Source organism: Streptomyces tropicalis (genome assembly GCF_029269835.1).
GTDB classification, from domain to species: domain Bacteria; phylum Actinomycetota; class Actinomycetes; order Streptomycetales; family Streptomycetaceae; genus Streptomyces; species Streptomyces tropicalis.
In genome coordinates this window covers 829,788-851,492 of sequence record NZ_JARJBB010000001.1, presented here as the reverse complement: position 1 = coordinate 851,492, position 21,705 = coordinate 829,788, and the positions used below count along the sequence as shown (strand labels likewise).

The 21,705-nt window shown below is 73.0% G+C and carries 19 protein-coding genes and 2 pseudogenes; 14 read left to right on the top strand and 7 right to left on the bottom strand.

Annotation, left to right across the window (positions count from 1 at the left end):
- Positions 1-50: 50 nt before the first annotated feature.
- Positions 51-188 (bottom strand): annotated as a pseudogene (locus tag P3H78_RS03745) (transcriptional regulator); the annotation flags it as partial.
- Positions 189-203: 15 nt separating this feature from the next.
- Positions 204-701 (bottom strand): Lrp/AsnC family transcriptional regulator, encoded by a 498-nt coding sequence (locus P3H78_RS03740; RefSeq protein ID WP_276107264.1) that lies wholly within the window; start codon positions 699-701, stop codon positions 204-206.
- A gap of 123 nt (positions 702-824) precedes the next feature.
- Between P3H78_RS03740 and hppD the strand changes: the two genes are divergently transcribed.
- Positions 825-1,973 (top strand): 4-hydroxyphenylpyruvate dioxygenase, encoded by a 1,149-nt coding sequence (gene hppD, locus P3H78_RS03735; RefSeq protein ID WP_276107263.1) that lies wholly within the window; start codon positions 825-827, stop codon positions 1,971-1,973.
- Positions 1,974-2,017: 44 nt separating this feature from the next.
- On the opposite strand, the gene P3H78_RS03730 is transcribed toward hppD, so the two are convergent.
- The gene (locus tag P3H78_RS03730) at positions 2,018-3,628 is read right to left on the bottom strand and encodes a tetratricopeptide repeat protein (RefSeq protein ID WP_276107262.1); all 1,611 of its coding nucleotides are present in this window, start codon (positions 3,626-3,628) and stop codon (positions 2,018-2,020) included.
- A gap of 93 nt (positions 3,629-3,721) precedes the next feature.
- Here P3H78_RS03730 and P3H78_RS03725 point away from each other — a divergent pair, with 93 nt between their 5' ends.
- Positions 3,722-5,128 carry an FAD-binding oxidoreductase gene (locus P3H78_RS03725; RefSeq protein ID WP_276107261.1) on the top strand — a complete coding sequence of 469 codons (1,407 nt, stop codon included), beginning with the start codon at positions 3,722-3,724 and terminating at the stop codon, positions 5,126-5,128.
- 27 nt (positions 5,129-5,155) lie between these two features.
- Here P3H78_RS03725 and P3H78_RS03720 read toward each other — a convergent pair.
- Positions 5,156-5,575, bottom strand: a pseudogene (locus P3H78_RS03720) (SsgA family sporulation/cell division regulator).
- A 237-nt stretch (positions 5,576-5,812) separates the two neighbouring features.
- Between P3H78_RS03720 and P3H78_RS03710 the strand changes: the two are divergent.
- Both P3H78_RS03710 and P3H78_RS03705 read left to right on the top strand, forming a co-directional pair.
- Complete coding sequence (locus tag P3H78_RS03710; protein WP_276107260.1) at positions 5,813-7,285, top strand: RDD family protein; 1,473 nt, start codon at positions 5,813-5,815, stop codon at positions 7,283-7,285.
- Between the two features lie 123 nt (positions 7,286-7,408).
- Entirely contained in the window at positions 7,409-8,212 is an 804-nt protein-coding gene (locus P3H78_RS03705) for an RDD family protein (RefSeq protein ID WP_276107259.1), read from the top strand.
- A 97-nt stretch (positions 8,213-8,309) separates the two neighbouring features.
- Here the strand turns inward: P3H78_RS03705 and P3H78_RS03700 are convergent, their stop codons facing one another.
- The gene (locus P3H78_RS03700; RefSeq protein WP_276107258.1) at positions 8,310-8,636 is read right to left on the bottom strand and encodes a hypothetical protein; all 327 of its coding nucleotides are present in this window, start codon (positions 8,634-8,636) and stop codon (positions 8,310-8,312) included.
- Between the two features lie 447 nt (positions 8,637-9,083).
- Here P3H78_RS03700 and P3H78_RS03695 point away from each other — a divergent pair, with 447 nt between their 5' ends.
- Positions 9,084-11,435 (top strand): immune inhibitor A domain-containing protein, encoded by a 2,352-nt coding sequence (locus P3H78_RS03695; RefSeq protein WP_276107257.1) that lies wholly within the window; start codon positions 9,084-9,086, stop codon positions 11,433-11,435.
- A gap of 121 nt (positions 11,436-11,556) precedes the next feature.
- Complete coding sequence (locus P3H78_RS03690) at positions 11,557-11,886, top strand: hypothetical protein (RefSeq protein WP_276107256.1); 330 nt, start codon at positions 11,557-11,559, stop codon at positions 11,884-11,886.
- 51 nt (positions 11,887-11,937) lie between these two features.
- Here the strand turns inward: P3H78_RS03690 and P3H78_RS03685 are convergent, their stop codons facing one another.
- Both P3H78_RS03685 and P3H78_RS03680 read right to left on the bottom strand, forming a co-directional pair.
- Positions 11,938-12,567: an isochorismatase family protein gene (locus tag P3H78_RS03685; protein WP_276107255.1), complete on the bottom strand. Its 630-nt coding sequence runs from the start codon at positions 12,565-12,567 to the stop codon at positions 11,938-11,940.
- A 154-nt stretch (positions 12,568-12,721) separates the two neighbouring features.
- On the bottom strand, positions 12,722-14,068 hold the full coding sequence (locus P3H78_RS03680) for a nicotinate phosphoribosyltransferase (protein ID WP_276107254.1): 1,347 nt from the start codon (positions 14,066-14,068) through the stop codon (positions 12,722-12,724).
- Positions 14,069-14,168: 100 nt separating this feature from the next.
- Between P3H78_RS03680 and clpS the strand changes: the two genes are divergently transcribed.
- The 8 genes from clpS (at position 14,169) to P3H78_RS03645 (ending at position 21,562) form a co-directional block, all read left to right on the top strand.
- Entirely contained in the window at positions 14,169-14,486 is a 318-nt protein-coding gene (gene clpS / locus P3H78_RS03675; protein ID WP_276107253.1) for an ATP-dependent Clp protease adapter ClpS, read from the top strand.
- 11 nt (positions 14,487-14,497) lie between these two features.
- Positions 14,498-15,100: a DUF2017 domain-containing protein gene (locus tag P3H78_RS03670; RefSeq protein ID WP_276107251.1), complete on the top strand. Its 603-nt coding sequence runs from the start codon at positions 14,498-14,500 to the stop codon at positions 15,098-15,100.
- A 318-nt stretch (positions 15,101-15,418) separates the two neighbouring features.
- Positions 15,419-16,879 (top strand): amino acid permease, encoded by a 1,461-nt coding sequence (locus P3H78_RS03665; RefSeq protein WP_276107250.1) that lies wholly within the window; start codon positions 15,419-15,421, stop codon positions 16,877-16,879.
- Positions 16,880-17,010: 131 nt separating this feature from the next.
- Positions 17,011-17,433 (top strand): M67 family metallopeptidase, encoded by a 423-nt coding sequence (locus P3H78_RS03660; protein WP_276107249.1) that lies wholly within the window; start codon positions 17,011-17,013, stop codon positions 17,431-17,433.
- Between the two features lie 88 nt (positions 17,434-17,521).
- A complete protein-coding gene (locus tag P3H78_RS33275) occupies positions 17,522-17,617 on the top strand; it encodes a putative leader peptide (RefSeq protein WP_313884379.1) in 96 nt (31 codons plus the stop codon).
- Between the two features lie 158 nt (positions 17,618-17,775).
- Positions 17,776-18,108 carry a MoaD/ThiS family protein gene (locus tag P3H78_RS03655; RefSeq protein ID WP_276107248.1) on the top strand — a complete coding sequence of 111 codons (333 nt, stop codon included), beginning with the start codon at positions 17,776-17,778 and terminating at the stop codon, positions 18,106-18,108.
- Positions 18,109-18,113: 5 nt separating this feature from the next.
- A complete protein-coding gene (locus P3H78_RS03650) occupies positions 18,114-19,064 on the top strand; it encodes a PLP-dependent cysteine synthase family protein (RefSeq protein WP_276107247.1) in 951 nt (316 codons plus the stop codon).
- Positions 19,065-19,492: 428 nt separating this feature from the next.
- A complete protein-coding gene (locus P3H78_RS03645) occupies positions 19,493-21,562 on the top strand; it encodes a putative Ig domain-containing protein (protein WP_276107246.1) in 2,070 nt (689 codons plus the stop codon).
- Positions 21,563-21,705: the final 143 nt, after the last annotated feature.

Sequence of the window (21,705 nt, the reverse complement as noted above, 5' to 3'; positions counted from 1 at the left end):
CGCGACGACGGCCCGCGGCCCGGCCGCGAGGCGCAGGCCGACCCCCATCACCGCTCCCGTCCCGTGCCGTGCTCGGGGTCGTCCTCCACGAACCCGTGCGCCGCGCGCTGCCGCAGGCGGTAGCTGGTGAGGCCGCCCGACTCGCCCAGCCGCTGGGCCGGTCGGCGCGCGGTGGCGGACCGCCGAAGGGTGAGCCTGGCCGCTCACCCCCCGGGCCGGCCCTCGTCCCCTTCCCGGTCCTCCGCCGCCTGTTCCACCAGCGGGATGATCCGCAGGGGGACGGCGTTCTCCATGACGATCGCGGTGGAGGCGCGGACGATGCCCTCGAAGCCGACGACGCGGTCGATCACCCGCTGGAGGTCGGCGTTCGAGCGGGCGACCAGGCGGCACAGCATGTCGCCGCTGCCGGTGGTGGTGTGCAGTTCCAGCACCTCCGGCACGGTCGCCAGGTGGGCCCGCACGTCCGCGCCCTGTCCCTGCCGGATCTCCAGGGTGGCGAAGGCGGTGACCGGGTAGCCGAGCGCCGCCGGGTCCACCTCGGGGCCGAATCCGCGGACGACCCCGTTCGACTGGAGCCGGTCCAGCCGGGCCTGCACGGTGCCGCGGGCGACCCCCAGCCGCCGGGACATCTCCAGCACGCCGATGCGCGGCTCGCGCGCCAGCAGCACGATGATCCGGCCGTCCAGACGATCGATCCCCATGCCCGCCTCCCGAGATGGTCATCCTGTACAGAAAGTCCGCCGATTGCCGCTCCGTACTGGTCAGATTGCCCAGTCGATGCGCGAACTATTGCGCACCTTGCCGGTCGGGGTGAGGCTTCGGCCATGACGCAGACCACACAGCACGCTCCCGACGCGACCGCCCGGCAGGCCGACCCCTTCCCGGTCAAGGGAATGGACGCCGTCGTCTTCGCCGTGGGCAACGCCAAGCAGGCGGCGCACTACTACTCCACCGCCTTCGGCATGCAGCTGGTCGCCTACTCCGGACCGGAGAACGGCAGCCGCGAGATCGCCAGCTACGTGCTCGAGAACGGCTCCGCCCGGTTCGTCCTCACCTCGGTGATCAAGCCGTCCACCGACCGGGGCCGCTTCCTCGCCCAGCACGTGGCCGAGCACGGCGACGGTGTCGTCGACCTCGCCATCGAGGTGCCCGACGCGCGTGCCGCGTTCGCGTACGCCGTCGAGCACGGCGCCCGCCCGGTCACCGAGCCGCACGAGGTCAAGGACGAGCACGGCACGGTCGTCCTCGCCGCGATCGCCACCTACGGCGAGACCCGGCACACCCTCGTCGAGCGCTCCGGCTACGACGGCCCCTACCTGCCCGGGTACGCGGCCGCCGCCCCGCTGGTCGCGCCGCCCGCCCAGCGGACCTTCCAGGCGGTCGACCACTGCGTCGGCAACGTCGAACTCGGGCGCATGAACGAGTGGGTGGCGTTCTACAACAAGGTCATGGGCTTCACGAACATGAAGGAGTTCGTGGGCGACGACATCGCGACCGAGTACAGCGCGCTGATGTCGAAGGTGGTCGCCGACGGCACGCTCAAGGTCAAGTTCCCGATCAACGAGCCCGCCGTCGCGAAGAAGAAGTCGCAGATCGACGAGTACCTCGAGTTCTACGGCGGGGCCGGTGTCCAGCACATCGCGCTCAACACCAACGACATCGTGCAGACGGTCCGCACCATGCGCGCCGCCGGCGTCGAGTTCCTGGACACCCCGGACTCCTACTACGACACCCTCGGCGAGTGGGTCGGCGACACCCGCGTGCCCGTCGACACCCTGCGCGAGCTGAAGATCCTCGCCGACCGCGACGAGGACGGCTACCTGCTGCAGATCTTCACCAAGCCGGTCCAGGACCGTCCGACCGTCTTCTTCGAGCTCATCGAGCGCCACGGCTCCATGGGCTTCGGCAAGGGCAACTTCAAGGCCCTGTTCGAGGCGATCGAGCGCGAGCAGGAGCGGCGCGGCAACCTCTGACCGTTGCGGCCCGCGCCCGGCGCGGGGTGCCGCCACCGCGGGGATCACCGCCCGGGCGGCACCGCCGGCGGTGCCGCGGCCGGGGCCGGCGGTGCCGCGGCGGGCGGTGCCGCGGCCGGTGGTGGCGGTGGCGCCGTCCGCGTCGGGCCGGGCGCCGTCCGCGTCGGACGGGGCGTCGCCTGCGCCGGCGGCGAGGCACCCTGGTGCGACGGCGGGACGTCCTCGGCCGACGGCCCGGCGTCGTCCGTCGGCGGCTCCTCGTCGGGCGGCTCACCGAGCGCCGACAGTGCCTTCCTCGCCCGGGGCGCCTCCAGCGGCGAGAAGTAGGGGTTGGTCCGCAGCGCCTCCTCCAGGTGCCGGCGCGCCGGCCCGGTCAGGTCCAGCTCCCGCTCGACCATCCCGCGGTGGTAGGCGTAGAGGGCACTGCGCACCGCGCCGCCCCCCGCCTTGTCCGTCGCCGTGGTGACGAACTTCAGCGCCTCCGTGTCCTGCCCGTCCCGGTGCAGAGCCCACCCCAGCGCGTCGGCCACCGCCGCCCCCGGCTGCCGGTGCCACTCGGCCCGCAGCCGCCACACCGCCGCCTCCGCCTGCCCGTGGTCCGCCTCGAAGCGCCCCAGCACCAGCTCGTCGTCGACGCCCGCCGCCGCGTCCTGCCCGACCCGGGTGCGCAGCAGGTCGTACTGGGTCCTCGCCGGCGCCCTCAGCCCGAGCGACTCGTACAACTCGCCCAGCTCCAGCGCGTACTCGGGGCGCGGCTGCCGGGACAGCGCCGACCGGTACGCCCGCACCGCCTCCCTGGGCCGGTCCAGCGCGGCCAGCGCCCGCCCCTTGCCGGCCAGCGCCGCCCACTGGCCCGGGTCGAGCCGCAGCGCCGTCTCGAAGTGCCGCAGCGCGTCCTCCAGGTCCCCGCGCTCCCAGGCGATCCGCCCCGCCTGCTCCACGTAGGCCGCCTGCTCCACCGGTGTCGCCGCGGCCGCCGCCGCGTCCGCGAGCTGGGCCGCCGCGTCCTCCCGCCAGCCCCGGTCCCAGAACACCTTCGCCGCCTGCGCCTGCACCGCCGGGGCCCGGTGCAGCTTCAGCAGCCTGTCCAGGGCGCGCTGCGCGGCCGGGCGGTCACCGAGCCCGGAGCAGGCGTCGATCAGCGGCCCGTACGCCGTCCAGCGCCCGGGCTCCAGCTTCAGCGCCTGCTCGCCGTAGGTCCGGGCCGCGCGGAAGTCCCGCCGCTGGTCGGCCAGCGCCGCCAGCCCCTCCAGCGCCGCCGCGTTCCGGCCGGGCGTCAGCCGCAGCGAGGTCCGCAGCGCCGTGTCGGCCCGCCGGTAGTCGCCGCCGTCGGCCGTCCTGCGGCCCCGCTCCACGAAGGCGGCCCCGAGCACCGCCCACGCGGACGCGTCCTGCGGATGCGCCGTCAGATGCCGCTGCCGGTCCCCGATCAGCGCCGCGAGGTCCGGCAGCGCCACCGGGGCCCCGGCCGTCACCGCCGCCAGCGCGCCCGCCGCGGGCGCCGGTGCTGCGGGCCTCCGCTCGGGCGAGGGCAGCAGCAGCCACGTCCCGCCGGCCGCCACCCCGCCCGCGACCAGGGCGGCGAGTGCCCTGTGCATCACCCGGCCGCGCCGCCGGGGCACCGCCGCCCGGCCCGTCTCCCGTCGCTTGTCCATGGCGCATACTGTGCGTCAATACGACGACCGCCACCCGGTAGGCCCAGGGGTGCGGCCGACGGGGTTCACACCGATGGCCCCGGGTGCCACGCTGTGATCATGAGCCGTATCCACGCCGCACCCGACGCCGCCCAGGGCCACCTCACCGACCGGCTCCTCGCGGGCCTGCCGGCCGAGGCGGTCCTCATCGATCCCGACGTCACCGTCTCCTACGCCAACGACATGGCGAGCTTCTGCCCGTCCGGCGCCCCGGCCGTCGTCGTCCTGCCCCGCACCGTCGAACAGGTCCAGCACGTCATGCGCACCGCCACCGAGCTGCGCGTGCCGGTCGTCCCCCAGGGCGCCCGCACCGGGCTGTCCGGCGGCGCCAACGCCTCCGACGGCTGCATCGTCCTGTCCCTGACCCGGATGGACCGCATCCTGGAGATCAACCCGGTGGACCGGATCGCGGTCGTCGAGCCGGGTGTCGTCAACGCCGCGCTGTCCCGCGCGGTGAACGAGCACGGCCTCTGCTACCCGCCGGACCCCTCCAGCTGGGAGACGTGCACCATCGGAGGCAACATCGGCACCGCCTCCGGCGGCCTGTGCTGCGTGAAGTACGGCGTCACCGCCGAGTACGTCCTCGGACTCGACGTCGTCCTCGCCGACGGCCGCCTGATGTCCACCGGCCGCCGCACCGCCAAGGGCGTCGCCGGGTACGACCTCACCCGGCTGTTCGTGGGCTCCGAGGGCTCCCTCGGCATCGTCGTGCGCGCGGTCCTCGCGCTGAAGCCGAAGCCGCCGCAACAGCTGGTGCTGGCCGCCGAGTTCGCCTCCGCGGCCGCCGCCTGCGACGCGGTCTGCCGGATCATGGAGGGCGGCCACGTCCCCTCCCTGCTGGAGCTGATGGACCGCACCACCGTGAAGGCCGTCAACGACCTCGCCCGCATGGGGCTCCCGGAGACCACGGAGGCGCTGCTGCTGGCCGCGTTCGACACCCCGGACCCGGCCGCCGACCTCGCCGCCGTCGGCGCGCTGTGCGAGGCGGCCGGCGCCACCCAGGTCGTCCCGGCCGAGGACGCCGCCGAGTCCGAGATGCTCCTCCAGGCCCGGCGCCTGGCGCTCACCGCGCTGGAGGCGGTCAAGGGCACCACGATGATCGACGACGTGTGCGTGCCCCGGTCCCGGCTCGGCGAGATGCTCGAGGGGGTCGAGCGCATCGCCGGGAAGTACGGGCTCACCATCGGTGTCTGCGCGCACGCCGGGGACGGCAACACCCATCCCACGGTCTGCTTCGACGCGCAGGACCCCGACGAGTCGCGGCGCGCCCGCGAGTCCTTCGACGAGATCATGGCGCTCGGCCTGGAGCTCGGCGGCACGATCACCGGCGAGCACGGCGTGGGCGTGCTGAAGAAGGAGTGGCTGGCACGCGAGGTGGGCCCGGTGGGCATGGAGATGCAGCGGGCGGTCAAGCTCGCCTTCGACCCGCTGGGCCTGCTCAACCCGGGCAAGCTCTTCTGACCGCTGCGGCACGGGCGTCCCGGGCGCTCAGGCGTCCGGGGCGAGCAGCCCGGTGAGCCCGTCGTCCAGCCCGAGCCGTTCGCCCTCGCTGCCCGGCGGGACCACCCGCAGCGTCCGCTCCAGCCAGGCCGACACCTGCCGCCGCCGGTGCCTCCAGCAGCGCCTCGCCGCCGGGCGGGGCCGGCGCCGGCAGGACGACGCCGCGCCTGTCCGGGCCGGGACGGCCACACCCGCACGTCGCCCCGCCCGCTCGGCCGGAACACGCCCTCCACCAGCAGCTCCCGGGCGAATCCACCGCACGGGGTCCGCGGAGTCGACGCGGAAGGCGAGGCGCACGGCGTACGGGTCGGTGGTGCGGTACCCGAGCCGCGCCGCCACCGGGACGCCGCGTTCGGGCGACAGGACGCGCCGCAGTCCCAACTCCCGCTCCACCACGGTGTGCTGCACGACGTGTCTCCTTTCCGCCGCGGGCCCGCGCGGGCCCGCACGAGTGGAGAGGCCGCCGGGCGTCCGGCGTTACGCGGGTCGGCGGAACTTTTTCGACGCGGGCTTCCGCGGATGTGAAGTCCGTGTACGAGGTTGCCCGGAAAGGAGTGGGTCGGGGCGGACTGGCGGTGGCGGCTGCGCCGGTCTGATAGATGTGGGGGCCCAGACGACCCCCGAGCAGATACGGGACGACGGACCATGAGCGCCCCAACTCCGGCACCCGGTGACGACAGGCCCCGCGAGGGTTATTACCCGGACCCGTCCATCCCCGGATACGTCCGGTACTGGAACGGAGCCGCGTGGGTGCCCGGCACCAGCCGGCCGGCCCCGTCCGACGGCGAGCCGCTCAGCCCGCCGCCCGGCGCCCGGCCCGCGCCCGCTGCCCCGGCGGTGGAGGAGACGGGCCCGCACTTCTTCGACGAGGACCCCGTCGAGGAGCCCGCCGGGCCCGCCCCCGGCGGACCGCCGCAGGGCGCCGGCTCCGAGCCGGCGTCGGCGTGGGGCGCCGACCGCTCCCGCCAGTCCGGCTTCGGCGGCGACCAGGACCGCCGGGTGTCCTGGGGCGCCCCGGCCGGGACCGACCCGCGCTCACCTGCCGCGGCGGACGGCTTCGCACCGGCCCCGGCGGGCGAACCGGCGTCCGGTGACGGCACGTTCCTGCTGCGGCGTCGGGCCCCCGGCGCCGACGGGGCCGCGGCCGACGCCGGCCCCCCGGCTCCGGGTGCGTCCGGTGTCCCGGCTCCCGCCCGGCCGCGCGCCGACGAGGGCACGATGACCTTCCGGGCGGTGCCGCGCCACGGTCCGGCGCCCGGCCCCGCGAACCCGTTGCCCGCCCAGGAGGCTCCCGCGCACGGCGCCGGGGCGGGCCAGGGCGCCGGTGCCCCGGGCTTCGGCGCGGGGAAGGCGGCGGCGGCCCGCGCGGCCACGGCGCAGCCCGGCCCCGCCGCCGCGGCTCCCGCCCCGCAGGTCCCCGCCGCCCACCACCCGGCCGCCGCGCCCGCCGTGCCGGGTGTGCCGCAGCAGTCCGCCGCTCCCGCCCCCGCTCCGCTGACCAGCGGCCCCGGCGGTGGCCAGTCCTCCTGGGCGCAGCAGGTGCACCGGCTCGCGGAGTCCTCCGACGACCAGCCCGTCGCGCCGTGGAAACCGCCGGTCGAGGACCCGTTCACCGCGGCCGCACGACGGCAGGCCGCGGCCCGGCCCGCCGGCCTCGGCAAGCGGCTCGCGGCCCGGCTCGTCGACACGGCCGTCCTCACGGGCGTCACCGCGGCGGCCGCCGTCCCGCTCGGCGTCCGGGCGGTCGACCACGTCGACGCCAAGATCGAGGCCGCCAAGCTGTCCGGCCGCACCGTCACGGTGTGGCTGCTCGACGGCACGACGGGGACGTACCTCGGCATCGTCCTCGCCGTCCTGCTGCTGTTCGGCGTCGTCTACGAGGTGCTGCCGACCGCCCGGTGGGGCCGCACCCTGGGCAAGCGGCTGTGCGGCCTGCAGGTCCGCGACATCGAGGGCCACGACGCCCCGACCTTCGGCGCCGCCCTGCGCCGCTGGCTGGTCTACAGCGTGCCGGGCCTGCTCGGCATCGGCGTGCTCGGTGTGCTGTGGTGCGTGGTCGACCGGCCGTGGCACCAGTGCTGGCACGACAAGGCGGCCCACACGTTCGTGGCGGACTGACCCTCCGTCCGGCGCGCCGCCCGGCCGAGGGCGCCGCGCCGGCGGACCGGACCACGGCGCCGCCGTCCCCCGTACGGACCCGCGCCGGATGCGGGCGGCGGCGGGGCGCGGTGCACTCGGCCCATGAGCAGCGAACCGCCCTCCGGCTCCGGACCCCAGCCCCCGCCCCCCGGCGAGGGCCCGAACGACGGCGGCTCCTCGGGCGGTGGCCCGTACTGGGGCCCCCCGCCCAGCGGCGACCGGCCCGGGGAGGGCCGCCCGGGCGAACCCGGATCCGGTCAGCCGGGTCCGGGTCAGCCCGGTCAGCCGGGCGCGGGTCAGCCGGGTCCGGGTCAGCCCGGTGGGCCCCCGCCGGGCGGTCCGTACGGCGGCGGCCCGTACGGCGGCGGGCCCTACGGCGGCGGACCCCCCGGGGGCGGCGGTCCGTACGGCGGCGGGTCCTACGGCGGCCGGCAGTACCCGCCGGATCCGCTGGCCGGGATGCCCCCGCTGGCCGACAGCGGACGCCGCACCCTCGCGCGGATCATCGACCTGATCCTCGTCGGCATCGTCGTCTGGCTGCTCACCTGGGGCCTGCGGGTCAACGAGACCATGGTGAACGCCGACCACTTCCAGTTCGGGAAGTCCTTCGCCCAGTCGGTCATCGGCGTCGTCCTCTACATCGCGTACGACACCTTCCTGATCTCGCGGTCGGGGCAGACCCTCGGCAAGAAGTGGCTGGGCATGCGGGTGGCCAACCTTGCGGACGGCTCCACGCCCTCCGTGCAGACCGCGCTCGGCCGCGCGGCGGTGCTGTGGCTGCCCTTCTGGTTCTGCTGCGCCTGCGTGTGGCTCGCCGTCGCGGGCGGCTGGAGCTACTTCGACCGGCCCTACAAGCAGGGCCTGCACGACAAGGCGGCCAAGACCGTGGTGGTCAGCACCGGCTGACGCGGCGGCGGTTCACGATCGGCGGGTCCGTCTGCGCGGGCCCGCCGAGGCATGTGCGGAGCTGCCCGGGCCCCCTTCGGGAGCGGCCCGGCGTCCTTCAGGAGCGGCCCGGCACCCGCGCCGGCGGCGCACCGGCGGACACCCGCTCGCGCCGCACCCGCACCGGCTCCGGCGTGCCGTCCGCGCCCGGCGCCGTGACGGCGGCCGGGCCGGTGGCCCGGTCCGCGTCGGCGGCCGCCGCCGACGCGCGGGCGCGGGGCAGCGGCACCGTCATGGCGACCAGCAGGCCCAGGGCGAGCGCCGCCAGGGCGATGACCGTGATCCCGAGTCCCGAACTCGTCTGTGACAGCAGCAGCATGGCGAGCGTCGAGAAGATCACGGTGCACGAACCGTAGGCGAGCTGTGCGGCGGTCGGACGAGGCATGGCAATCGGTCCTCAGAACTGGGGATCTCCTCCCCCCGGCCTCTCATGGGGGAGATGCGGACGGAATCGGGGGTGGGACGGGGGCCCGGCCCGGCGAGCGACCGGCCCCCGGGCGTTCCGCCCGCCGACTCTATTCGCCTGGATGCCCGGGCGGAACGCCCGGTAAGCGTGACCTAACCCACGGTGCCGGTGCACAGGGGGCGCACGGAGTCATGCGACCTGGTCCGGGGGCGGATCCACGCGCCCGGCAAGCCCTGCTTCCGGCCGTCCGTAAAGCGAACCCCCGCTCCGCATAGTGCACTTGACCTGTCCAAGTCAAGGTCTGTCTTTTCTCGTAAACCTCTAGTCAAATGTCGTCACTTGACTACACGCGTTGATCGCGCGCGGATCTTCTGTGGCCAGAGACCCCTGGGCCGCGCGCACGCACGCGTCAGGGGAGGACATCAAGTGATCAGCAGATCCTGGACGTTCAGAACGGCCGCGACCGGCGTCGCGCTCGCGGCGGCCACCGCCACGTTCTCGACGTTCGCCGTCGCCCAGGCCGCGACGGCAGGCACGTCCACCACGGTGACCCGGCACGACCCGCAGCCGGTCAAGCAGCCGAAGCACGACCTCGACGGTCCGCTGAGCAGGACCCAGAACGCACAGCGCCAGGAGGCGCTGCACGAGGTCATCGCCGGCAAGGCCCAGGTGAAGGACCGCAACGGCTCCAAGGTCGTCCAGCTGAAGAGCAGGAAGGGCGACGGCAAGTACGTCGAGCTGGGCCGGGAGAAGACCGACAAGATCTTCACCATCCTGGTCGAGTTCGGCGACCAGACGGACCCGAAGTTCGGCGGCACGGCCGGCCCGCGGCACAACACGATCGCCGCGCCGGACCGCACGAAGGACAACAGCACCGCCTGGCAGAAGGACTACAACCAGAAGCACTTCCAGGACATGTACTTCGGCACCGGCAAGGGTGTCGAGTCCATGAAGAAGTACTACGAGAAGCAGTCCTCGGGCCGCTACTCGGTCGACGGCGAGGTCTCGGACTGGGTCAAGGTCCCGTACAACGAGGCCCGTTACGGCAACAACGCCTGCGGCGCCACGAACTGCCCGAGCGTGTGGAACGTCGTCAGCGACGGCGTCAACGCCTGGGCCGCCCAGCAGAAGGCGGCCGGCAAGTCCGACGCCGCCATCAAGGCGGACCTGGCCAAGTACGACCAGTGGGACCGCTACGACTACGACGGCGACGGCAACTTCAACGAGCCCGACGGCTACATCGACCACTTCCAGATCGTGCACGCGGGCGAGGACGAGTCCGCGGGCGGCGGCGCCCAGGGCAAGGACGCGATCTGGGCCCACCGCTGGTACGCCTTCGGCACCGACGCCGGCGCCACCGGCCCGCAGGGCAACAAGCTGGGCGGCGCCCAGATCGGCAACTCCGGCATCTGGGTCGGCGACTACACCATCCAGCCGGAGAACGGCGGCCTCGGCGTCTTCGCCCACGAGTACGGCCACGACCTCGGCCTGCCGGACGAGTACGACACCGCCGGCGGCGACAACTCCACCGGGTTCTGGACCCTGATGTCCTCCGGTTCCTGGCTGGGCCGCGGCAAGGACGCCATCGGCGACCTGCCCGGCGACATGAACGCCTGGGACAAGCTCCAGCTCGGCTGGCTCACGTACGACACGGCCAAGGCCGGCGTGAAGTCCTGGCACAAGCTGGGCCTCGCCGAGTACAACACCAAGTACCGCCAGGCGATGGTCGTCTCGCTGCCCGACAAGGCCGTCACCACCCAGGTGGTCACCCCGGCCCAGGGCGCGACCCAGTGGTGGAGCGGCAGCGGCGACGACCTCAAGAACACGCTGACCCGCTCCGTGGACCTCACCGGCAAGAAGTCGGCCGCCCTCACGCTCGACGGCTGGTACGACATCGAGGCCAACTACGACTACCTCTACACCGAGGTCTCGACCGACGGCGGCGCCAACTGGACCGCCCTGGACGGCACGGTGAACGGCCAGCCGATCCCGCGCGACGGCAGCGACAAGCCGGCCCTGACCGGCACGGTCGACGCCTACAAGAAGCTGTCCTTCCCGCTCGACGCCTACGCGGGCCAGAAGATCCAGCTCCGCTTCCGCTACCAGACCGACGGCGGCGTGGCCCAGAAGGGCTTCGCGGCCGACGAGATCACCGTGACCGCGGACGGCGCGGCCCTCTTCTCGGACGACGCGGAGAGCGCGGACGCGGCCTGGACGGCCAACGGCTTCTCCCGCATCGGCGCGTCCTTCACCAAGGACTACAAGCAGTACTACCTCGCCGAGAACCGCCAGTACCGGTCGTACGACACGACGCTGAAGACCGGCCCGTACAACTTCGGCTTCTCGACGACGCGTCCGGACTGGGTGGAGCACTACCCGTACCAGAACGGCCTGCTGATCTGGAAGTGGGACACCTCCCAGGCGGACAACAACACCAGCGCCCACCCCGGCACCGGTCTGATCCTCCCGGTCGACTCGCACTTCAAGGCCATGAAGTGGTCCGACGGCACGCTCATGCGCAACCGCATGCAGGCCTACGACTCGCCCTTCAGCCTCTTCCGCACGGACGGCATCACGCTGCACAAGGCGGACGTCGCCACCACGATCAAGTCGTCGAAGGGGGTGCCGGTCTTCAACGACCACACCGGCACCTACTACGACACGGCGAACCCGACCGGCGGTGTCAAGATCACTGACACCAACACCGTGATCCGGATCGAGAAGGAGGCCAAGGACGGCTCCACGATCGAGCTCGAGGTCGGCCGCGCGGTGAAGTAAACAGCATTTCTGCAGGTCAAAGGCGTATCGGCGGCAACCCCCTGGCGGGTTGCCGCCGATCGTGTTTAGGTGCGTGCTGTGGTTCTCTTATTGACACCGACCGGAACGGGGATGTGACCGCATGGCCGCAGGAGGCTTCAGCAGACTGCCGAACGGCACCGTGGTGGTGGCGCTGAACCTGCCCGGCGCCGCCGTCGACGGAGCGGACGGCGTCCGGGTGCTCGTGCACGCCGGCAACCGCGCCCGCGCCCTGACCCGGCTGCGGAACCAGGGCCTGCGCGCCGTCTACCTGCGCGGCAACGCGGCGCCGCCCACCCCGGACGAGGTGACCGCGGTCCTGCACCATCCCGACGGCCTGATATGGCGCACCGCCCCGGACACCGCGGTCGGCCCGCCGGAGCTGTGGCGCCCGATCCGCTCGCTGCGCAGCCGCCACCCCGCCCAGGCGTAGCCCGCGGGCGGACCCGGGAGCGCGACCGCGCACCCGTCCCGGCGGGGCCGTCTACGACCCCGCGACGACCGGCTTGCCGGTGAGCTCGACGCCCGCCTGCCGCATCTCCTCCAGAGCCCGCCCGGTGGTCTCCTGGGCCACCCCGGCCGTGAGGTCCAGCAGCACCTGGGTGCGCAGGCCCGCCCTCACGGCGTCCAGCGCGGTCGCCCGCACGCAGTGGTCCGTGGCGATGCCCACCACGTCCACCTCGTCGACGCCCCGCTCGCGCAGCCAGTCGGCCAGCGGCACGCCGTTCTCGTCCGCGCCCTCGAAGCCGCTGTAGGCGGCCGCGTAGGCGCCCTTGTCGAAGACGGCGTCGACCGCGCCGGAGGTGACCGCGGGTGCGAAGTTCGGGTGGAAGCCCACGCCCTCGGTGCCGGCCACGCAGTGCGCCGGCCAGGAGCGGACGTAGTCCGGGTTGTCGGCGAAGTGGCCACCGGGAGCGATGTGGTGGTCACGGGTCGCCACCACGTGCCGGTAGCCGGCCCGGGCCGGGCTCCCGGCGGAGTCCGGGCGGGGCGGGCCCCCGTGGCCGATCAGCTCGGTGATCGCGGCGGCGACGTCGGCGCCGCCGGCGACGGCGAGGCTGCCTCCCTCGCAGAAGTCGTTCTGCACGTCAACGACGATCAAGGCGCGGCGCATGGTCGGTGTCCTTCGACTGTCGGTCCGGCGGGACGGAGCGGTGCGGGTCCGGCCGGTGAACCTACGAGCGTAGAGACTTCTCCGGCCGGGCGGGAGAGGGCGGGACGGGGGCAAGGAGCGGGGACGGGCGCGTCGGCGCGGGCGGGCACCCGCATTAGCTACCCGAGCGCCCGTGCGCGTACTCCGTCGGAAGGACCGGTTCCCCGCGCGAGAGCTGGGTGGCCGACAGCGGCAGGTTGGCGCGGGCCGCCGTGTGCCGGTCGCGGGCCGCGTCCAGCGGCTCACGGGCCACCACCTCGCCGCCCTTGACCAGCTGGACCAGGAGCTGCCGGTCGGCGAGCCCGGCCGGCACCGGTCCGGTGCCCACGACCTCGGCCTCGGCCACTCCGTCCGCGTCCAGCCGTCGGGCCGCCCACTTGCGGCCGCCGACGGAGGTCTTGCCGCCGGTGGACCTCTTCGCGACCGGCACCAGCGGGGCGTCCGGATCCGCGGTCGTGGCCCGCGCGACCAGCTTGTAGACCATCGACGCCGTCGGGTGGCCGGACCCGGTCACCAGCTGGGTTCCCACGCCGTACGCGTCCACGGGCGACGCCGCGAGCGACGCGATCGCGTACTCGTCGAGGTCCGAGGTGACGATGATCTTCGTGTCCCGGGCGCCCAGCGCGTCGAGCTGCTGGCGCACCCGGTGGGCGACGAGCAGCAGGTCGCCGGAGTCGATGCGCACCGCGCCCAGCTCGGGCCCGGCCACCTCGACCGCGGCGCGCACGGCCTCGGCGACGTCGTAGGTGTCCACCAGCAGGGTCGTGTCCCGGCCCAGGGAGTCGACCTGGGCCCGGAAGGCGTCCCGCTCGCGGTCGTGGAGCAGGGTGAAGGCGTGGGCCGAGGTGCCGACGGTCGGGATGTTGTAGCGGAAGCCCGCGGCCAGGTCCGAGGTGGAGGTGAAGCCGCCGAGGTAGGCCGCGCGGGAGGCGGCGACGGCGGCCAGCTCGTGGGTGCGGCGGGCGCCCATCTCGATCAGCGGCCGGCCGCCGGCCGCCGAGGACATCCGCGAGGCGGCGGCAGCGATCGCCGAGTCGTGGTTGAGGATCGAGAGGATCACCGTCTCCAGCAGCACGCACTCGCCGAAGGAGCCCTCGACCCGCAGCACCGGTGAGCCGGGGAAGTAGACCTCGCCCTCCGGGTAGCCCCAGACGTCGCCGCGGAACCGGTAGTCGGCCAGCCACCGCAGCGTCGGCTCGTCCACGATGCGCCGCTCGCGCAGGAAGCCCAGGACGTCCGGGTCGAAGCGGAAGTTCTCCACCGCGTCCAGCACCCGTCCGGTGCCCGCCAGCACCCCGTAGCGGCGGCCGTCCGGAAGGCGTCGGGTGAAGACCTCGAAGACGCTGCGCCGCTCGGCCGTCCCGGCCCTGAGGGCGGCCTGCAGCATCGTCAGCTCGTAGTGGTCGGTGAAGAGCGCCGTCGAGGGAACGTCCACCGGCAGCCCAAGGTCCGCTGTGTTCATGACCACGGATCGTACTCCCATTTCGTCAGTCTGACGATTTATGGTTCCCGGTCGCCCTGCCGCGGGCCCGTTTGTGCTCCCACCCCCCTGCGGTGGCAGCATGGGCGCTGTGACGTCACCCGCGCCCGCAGAGATCGAACGCCCCCAGTCCGCGGAGGAGGTGTTCGCGGTACCCGAGCCGGACGTCCCCTGGGTCACGATCGTCCACAACGACCCGGTCAACCTCATGAGCTACGTGACCTACGTCTTCCAGTCGTACTTCGGCTACTCCAAGGACAAGGCCACCAAGCTCATGCTCGACGTCCACCACAAGGGCCGGGCGGTGGTCTCCAGCGGCAGCCGCGAGGAGATGGAGCGCGACGTGCAGGCGATGCACGGCTACGGTCTGTGGGCCACCCTCCAGCAGGACCGGAAGTAGCGATCACACTCATGCCCGGACACTTCGAACCGCTCCCCGGCGGCGGCGCGGCCGTCGCCCTCGACGACGTCGAGATCTCCATCATCCGCTCGCTCGCGGTGCAGCTCCTGGAGCTGATCGGCCCCGGCCCCGCGGCGGAGGGGGCGGACCCGCTCGCCGAACTGTTCGCCGAGGGCCCGAGCGAGCCGCCGGCCGACCCGGTGCTGCGCCGGCTCTTCCCGGACGCCTACCGCGACCCCGAGCAGGAGCCCGGCACCGCGGGGGAGGCCGAGGAGCAGCGCGCCCACTCGTCCGAGTTCCGCCGCTACACCGAGAACGACCTGCGGGCCGGGAAGCGCGAGAACGCCCTGACGGTGGTCCGCTCGCTCGACGGCCTGGCCCCGGCCGGCGAGGGCGGGGCGGTGCTGAAGCTGTCCACCGACGAGTCCCGGCAGTGGCTCGGCGCCCTCAACGACCTGCGCCTGGCCATCGGCTCCCGGCTGGACATCGCCGCCGAGGACGACACCGACGACCTCTACCGGCTGCCGGACGAGGACCCGCGCAAGCCGATGGTGATGGCCTATCTGTGGCTGGGCGGTCTTCAGGAGACCCTCGTCTCGACCCTGATGCCCTGACATATCCGGATTCCGTGTTCGCTCAGAGGACACTCAAATCCGGATAACGATCGCGTCACCGTTCCGGCCGGTTATGGCCCTTTCGCGCAACTTTTGTCCACTTCTTCCTGTGTGATGCACCACAGCGCGCCCGCGCGATCAGCCGGGCGGCCGTGATAAATCTTCACGACCGCCCGGCGGACACCACCCATGTCCCGCCGGGTGCGCCACCGAGCCGGCGACCGCCGGCATGGCACAACTCCAGCAATCCGGGGGGATCGAAACCCGATCCGAGGCCGACCAGCGGCCCGGGTCGGCATGGAGAAAGGCGCACCACACATGACCTCGTCGCAGGTCGGTAAGAACGGTTCGGGCCGGTCCGGAGTCGAGGCCGTGAGCGGCGACGCCCCCGAGGAGGGGTACGAGCGCGGGCTCGGCAGCCGCCAGGTCCAGATGATCGCGATCGGCGGCGCCATCGGCGTCGGCCTGTTCCTGGGCGCCGGGGCGAACATCGCCAAGGCCGGCCCCAGTCTGATCGTCATGTACGCCCTGGCGGGCGTCATCATCTTCTTCATCATGCGGGCCCTCGGCGAGCTGCTGCTCTACCGCCCCGTCTCGGGGTCGTTCGCGGAGTACTCCCGCGAGTTCCTCGGCCCGTTCTTCGGCTACTTCACCGGCTGGACGTACTGGCTGATGTGGGTGGTGACCGGCATGGCCGAGCTGACGGCCGCCGCGATCTACGTGCACTACTGGTTCCCGTCCCTGCCGCAATGGGTGACGGCCCTGGTCTTCCTGGTGGTCCTCTTCGTGGCCAACCTGATCTCGGTGAAGCTGTTCGGCGAGATCGAGTTCTGGTTCTCGATGGTCAAGGTGACCGCGCTGATCGGCATGATCGTCATCGGCCTGGGCGTGCTGACCTTCGGCTTCAGCTCCGCCGGTGACACCGCCTCGGTCGCCAACCTCTGGCAGTTCGACGGCTTCTTCCCCAAGGGCATCGGCTCGTCGCTGATGACCCTGCAGGGCGTGATGTTCGCCTACCTCGCCGTCGAGCTGGTCGGTGTCACGGCGGGCGAGTCGGAGAACCCGGAGAAGACCCTCCCGAAGGCGATCAACACCCTGCCCTGGCGCATCGCCCTCTTCTACGTCGGTGCCCTCACGGTCATCCTGTGCGTGGTGAAGTGGACCGAGTTCGCGGCGGGCGTCAGCCCCTTCGTGAAGGCGTTCGCCGTCATCGGCATCCCGGCCGGCGCCGGCATCGTCAACTTCGTGGTGCTCACCGCGGCCCTGTCGTCCTGCAACTCCGGCATGTACTCCACCGGCCGCATGCTGCGCACCCTCGCCGACAACGGCGAGGCCCCGCGGGTCTTCAGCAGGCTGTCCGCCACCAAGACCCCGGCGCTCGGCATCACCGTCTCGGTGGCCTTCATGGGCATCGGCGTGATCCTGAACTACGTCGTCCCGGAGAAGGCCTTCGGCTACGTCACCTCGGTGGCGACCGCGGCCGGCATCTGGACCTGGCTGATGATCCTGGTCAGCCACATCCTCTACCGCCGCGCGGTCGACGCGGGGCGGCTGCCCGCCTCCTCCTTCCCCGCCCCCGGCGGCGCGAAGTGCAGCTGGGTCGCGGTGGTCTTCCTGCTCTTCGTCACCGGCCTGATCGCCTACGACGCCGACTCCCGCATCTGCCTGTACGTGATGGCCGTCTGGGCCGCCGCCCTGGCGATCGGCTGGGCCGTCCTCAAGGCCCGCAACCCGCAGGTCGCCGAGCGCCGCGAGCAGGAGCTCGAGCGCATCGGCTGACCGGTCCCGGACGCCCGGCGGCCGGTGCCACTCGTGGCGGCTCCGGCCGCCGCCGTTCAGGGCGTCCGTCATGTGGGCCGTTCCGTACCACTCCTCGGTACGGAACGGCCCCTCTGCTTATGCTGGCGCCCATGCTGACCCTCACCCAGGCCCTGTACGACGAGATCGTCGCCCACGCCCGCCAGGACCACCCCGACGAGGCGTGCGGCGTGGTCGCCGGCCCGGCGGGCTCCGGCCGCCCCGAGCGCTTCGTCCCCATGCTGAACGCGGCCCGCTCGCCCACCTTCTACGAGTTCGACTCGCAGGACCTGCTCCGCCTGTACCGCGAGATGGACGACCGCGACGAGGAGCCGGTGATCATCTACCACTCCCACACGGCGACCGAGGCCTACCCCTCCCGCACCGACATCTCCTACGCCAACGAGCCCGGCGCGCACTACGTCCTGGTGTCGACCGCGGACGCCGACGGCGCCGGCGACTTCCAGTTCCGCTCGTTCCGGATCGTGGAGGGGGAGGTCACGGAGGAGCAGGTCGAGGTCGTGGAGAACCGCTGAACAGGGCGATCCCGAAGTTCGGTCGGAATTCATCCAGTATGCGAGATCACATGCCGGGGCCCCGGCCGGGAATCGATACGATGAACCCATGGTTTCCCACGACGTGAGCATCAGGACGCCGGGCGCACTGCTCGTGGCGCGGCTGCACGTCGACCTGTGCAGGCTCGCCAGCGCCATGTGTTGACGCCGGCCGCTGCCGCCCCGGGGCAGCGTGCCCCGGCGCCCTGCGGCATCCCCGCGCGCGCCCTCCCCGCACCGCCCGCGCGCCCCGCACCGCACCCCGGCCGAGCCGGAGCAGGGGGCGGACCCCACCAGACTTTCTTCCGACAGGAGCACCGAACCATGGCCATCGAGGTCCGCATCCCCACCATCCTCCGCCAGTACACGGACGGCCAGAAGGCCGTGGAAGGCACCGGGGAGACCCTCGCCGAGCTGTTCGCCGACCTCGAGACCCGGCACCCGGGCATCCAGGCCCGCATCGTGGACGGCGAGCAGCTGCGCCGCTTCGTCAACGTCTACCTGAACGACGAGGACGTCCGCTTCCTCGACGGCATCACCACCAAGCTCGCCGACGGCGACAACGTGACGATCCTGCCGGCCGTGGCGGGTGGTTCCGCCGCGGCCCGGCCGCGTCCCACCGGGGCGACGGCCGGGCGACGGGCGGGAATGGCCTGATCCGTATGCGCTACGACTCGCCGCTGGCCGCGGTCGGCAACACCCCGCTGGTGCGCCTGCCGCGGCTGTCGCCGTCCGAGGACGTCCGCATCTGGGCGAAGCTGGAGGACCGCAACCCCACCGGCTCCGTCAAGGACCGCCCCGCGCTGCACATGATCGAGCAGGCGGAGAAGGACGGCCGGCTCACCCCCGGCTGCACCATCCTGGAGCCCACCTCCGGCAACACCGGCATCTCGCTGGCCATGGCCGCGAAGCTCAAGGGCTACCGCATCGTGTGCGTGATGCCGGAGAACACCTCCCAGGAGCGCCGGGACCTGCTCGGCATGTGGGGTGCGGAGATCGTCTCCAGCCCGGCCGCGGGCGGTTCCAACACCGCCGTGCGGGTGGCCAAGGAGCTGTCCGCCGAGCACCCGGACTGGGTGATGCTCTACCAGTACGGCAACCCGGACAACGCGGGCGCGCACTACGCCACGACCGGTCCGGAGATCCTCGCCGACCTGCCGTCGGTCACCCACTTCGTGGCGGGCCTCGGCACCACCGGCACCCTGATGGGCGTCGGCCGCTACCTGCGCGAGCACAAGCCGGACGTCCGGATCGTGGCCGCCGAGCCGCGCTACGACGACCTGGTGTACGGCCTGCGCAACCTGGACGAGGGCTTCGTGCCCGAGCTGTACGACGCCTCCGTCCTCACGACCCGCTTCTCGGTCGGCTCCGCGGACGCGGTCACCCGCACCCGGGAACTCCTCCAGCAGGAGGGCATCTTCGCGGGTGTCTCCACCGGCGCCGCGCTGCACGCGGCCATCGGTGTGGGGCGCAAGGCGCTGAAGGCGGGGGAGAGCGCCGACATCGTGTTCGTCGTCGCCGACGGCGGCTGGAAGTACCTCTCCACCGGCGTCTACACGGCCGCCACCACCGAAGAGGCGATCGCGACCCTGCACGGCCAGCTCTGGGCGTAGCACCTGCCTGACCGCCCGGCGCCCCGGCCCCCGAGGCCGGGGCGCCGGGCGGCCCGCGTCCGGGGCCCTTGCCGGAGGCCCGTGCCGCGGGCCGGGGCGGGCGGGCGCGCATCAGCGATCGGCCAACCCCCCGCTATGGAGGGGCTAAGCGCTGCTCATGCGGCGGCAAAGATCTTCGCTCGGGCCTGCCCGCGCCGCCCTCCGCGGGGGTACGTTCTGCCCACGTCCTGTCATGTCACGCTCATTCGGCACTTCGGGGCGTGTTCTCGGTCAATGTGTCATGCCCATGACTTGCGTCTCGCCGCCGCTACGCGCGTCGCAGGTGTGCCACCAGCTCGCGAATCCCCACTTCCGGCTGTGGCTCCGCGTGCGGCCCCGCCCCACGGGCCCGCGCGGCGCCGGCCTCGACCGATGGAGGCAAACCCCCCATGCGTGAGTCACGCCTGAGCAAGCGGCGCCGGAGTCTGCGAAGACTTCTCACCGCCGCCGTCCCCGCCGTCACCCTCACGGTCGCCGGACTCGCGGCGGCACCTGCCGCCGGGGCCCAGACCGCGGCGAAGACCCCCGTCCCCGCCACCCGGGTCACCCAGAACTCCAGGGCACTGACCGACCCGCACCGGCAGACCTTCCACCCCACCGGCAGGGCCGGCCAGCCGGTGCCGACGCACCACCTGTGCGCCACCGCGGCTCCGGGCCACGCCTCCTGCTTCGCCCAGCGGCGCACGGACATCCGGCAGCGGCTCGCCTCCGCCGTCGCGGCCGCCGCCCCCTCCGGCCTCAGCCCGGCCAACCTGCACAGCGCCTACAACCTGCCCTCGACGGGCGGTTCCGGCCTGACCGTCGCCGTCGTCGACGCCTACAACGACCCGAACGCCGAGTCGGACCTGGCGACCTACCGCTCCACCTACGGCCTGTCCGCGTGCACGAAGGCCGACGGCTGCTTCAAGCAGGTCGGCCAGACCGGCTCCACCACCTCGCTGCCCACCGACGACTCGGGCTGGGCGGGCGAGGAGGCACTGGACATCGACATGGTCAGCGCCGTCTGCCCCAACTGCGACATCGTCCTCGTCGAGGCCGACTCCGCCAACGACACGGACCTCGGCATCGCCGAGAACGAGGCCGTCTCGCTCGGCGCCAAGTTCGTCTCCAACAGCTGGGGCGGCTCGGAGGCGTCCTCGCAGACCGGTGAGGACACCTCCTACTTCAAGCACCCGGGCGTCGCCATCACCGTCTCCGCGGGCGACTCCGGCTACGGCGCCGAGTACCCGGCGACCTCCCAGTACGTGACCGCCGTCGGCGGCACCGCGCTGAACACCTCCTCCAACTCCCGCGGCTGGAGCGAGTCGGTCTGGCACACCAGCAGCACCGAGGGCACCGGCTCCGGCTGCTCCGCCTACGACCCCAAGCCCGCCTGGCAGACCGACTCCGGCTGCTCCAGGCGCATGGAGGCCGACGTCTCCGCGGTCGCCGACCCGGCCACCGGCGTGGCGGTCTACGACACCTACGGCGGCTCCGGATGGGCCGTCTACGGCGGCACCAGCGCCTCCTCGCCGATCATCGCGGGCGTCTACGCCCTGGCGGGCGCCCCGGGCGGCAGCGACTACCCGGCGAAGTACCCCTACTCCCACACCGCCGACCTGTACGACGTGACCAGCGGCAGCAACGGCAGCTGCTCCACCTCGTACTTCTGCACCGCGGCGACCGGCTACGACGGCCCGACCGGCTGGGGCACCCCGAACGGCACCACCGCCTTCACCTCCGGCGGCTCCACCGGCGGAAACACCGTCACCGTGACCAACCCGGGCAGCCAGTCCACCGCCACCGGCAGCTCGGCGAGCCTGCAGATCTCGGCCTCCGACAGCGGCGGCGCGGCCCTCACCTACAGCGCCACCGGCCTGCCCACCGGCCTGTCGATCAACGGCTCCACCGGTCTGATCTCCGGCACCGCGTCCACCGCCGGCACCTACCAGGTGACCGCCATGGCCAAGGACTCCACCGGCGCCTCCGGCTCCACGTCCTTCACCTGGACCGTCGGCTCCTCCGGCGGCGGCTGCGGCAAGCAGCTGCTCGGCAACGCCGGCTTCGAGTCGGGCAACACCGTCTGGACCGCGTCCTCCGGCGTCATCACCGACGACACCGGTGAGGCGGCGCACGGCGGCTCCTCCTACGCCTGGCTCGACGGCTACGGCTCCAGCCACACCGACACGCTGTCCCAGTCGGTGACCGTCCCGGCCGGCTGCAAGGCCACCCTCACCTTCTACCTGCACATCGACACCGCCGAGAGCGGCAGCACCGCGTACGACAAGCTGACCGTGACCGCCGGTTCGAAGACCCTGGCGACGTACTCGAACGCCGACGCCGCCTCCGGGTACGCGCAGAAGTCCTTCGACCTGTCCTCGCTGGCCGGCACCACGGCCACGCTGAAGTTCAGCGGCGTCGAGGACTCCTCGCTGCAGACCAGCTTCGTCGTCGACGACACCGCCGTGACGACCAGCTGATCCGCGTCGCCTCCGCCTCCGCCTCCGGCTCCGCGCCGGAACGACAACGGGCCCCGGTCGTGAGCACGGCCGGGGCCCCGGCATGCGCGCCCGGAGGGATCCTGATGTGCTGGAGAAACGTCACATCGGCATCAGGCAAGGGC

Bases quoted from the DNA above. Each gene is read 5' to 3' on its own strand.
- P3H78_RS03740 (WP_276107264.1), bottom strand. From the start codon at position 701: ATGGGGATCGATCGTCTGGACGGCCGGATCATCGTGCTGCTGGCGCGC.
- hppD (WP_276107263.1), top strand. From the start codon at position 825: ATGACGCAGACCACACAGCACGCTCCCGACGCGACCGCCCGGCAGGCC.
- P3H78_RS03730 (WP_276107262.1), bottom strand. From the start codon at position 3,628: ATGGACAAGCGACGGGAGACGGGCCGGGCGGCGGTGCCCCGGCGGCGC.
- P3H78_RS03710 (WP_276107260.1), top strand. From the start codon at position 5,813: ATGAGCGCCCCAACTCCGGCACCCGGTGACGACAGGCCCCGCGAGGGT.
- P3H78_RS03705 (WP_276107259.1), top strand. From the start codon at position 7,409: ATGAGCAGCGAACCGCCCTCCGGCTCCGGACCCCAGCCCCCGCCCCCC.
- P3H78_RS03700 (WP_276107258.1), bottom strand. From the start codon at position 8,636: ATGCCTCGTCCGACCGCCGCACAGCTCGCCTACGGTTCGTGCACCGTG.
- P3H78_RS03690 (WP_276107256.1), top strand. From the start codon at position 11,557: ATGGCCGCAGGAGGCTTCAGCAGACTGCCGAACGGCACCGTGGTGGTG.
- P3H78_RS03685 (WP_276107255.1), bottom strand. From the start codon at position 12,567: ATGCGCCGCGCCTTGATCGTCGTTGACGTGCAGAACGACTTCTGCGAG.
- P3H78_RS03680 (WP_276107254.1), bottom strand. From the start codon at position 14,068: ATGAACACAGCGGACCTTGGGCTGCCGGTGGACGTTCCCTCGACGGCG.
- clpS (WP_276107253.1), top strand. From the start codon at position 14,169: ATGGGCGCTGTGACGTCACCCGCGCCCGCAGAGATCGAACGCCCCCAG.
- P3H78_RS03670 (WP_276107251.1), top strand. From the start codon at position 14,498: ATGCCCGGACACTTCGAACCGCTCCCCGGCGGCGGCGCGGCCGTCGCC.
- P3H78_RS03665 (WP_276107250.1), top strand. From the start codon at position 15,419: ATGACCTCGTCGCAGGTCGGTAAGAACGGTTCGGGCCGGTCCGGAGTC.
- P3H78_RS03660 (WP_276107249.1), top strand. From the start codon at position 17,011: ATGCTGACCCTCACCCAGGCCCTGTACGACGAGATCGTCGCCCACGCC.
- P3H78_RS33275 (WP_313884379.1), top strand. From the start codon at position 17,522: ATGGTTTCCCACGACGTGAGCATCAGGACGCCGGGCGCACTGCTCGTG.
- P3H78_RS03655 (WP_276107248.1), top strand. From the start codon at position 17,776: ATGGCCATCGAGGTCCGCATCCCCACCATCCTCCGCCAGTACACGGAC.
- P3H78_RS03650 (WP_276107247.1), top strand. From the start codon at position 18,114: ATGCGCTACGACTCGCCGCTGGCCGCGGTCGGCAACACCCCGCTGGTG.
- P3H78_RS03645 (WP_276107246.1), top strand. From the start codon at position 19,493: ATGCGTGAGTCACGCCTGAGCAAGCGGCGCCGGAGTCTGCGAAGACTT.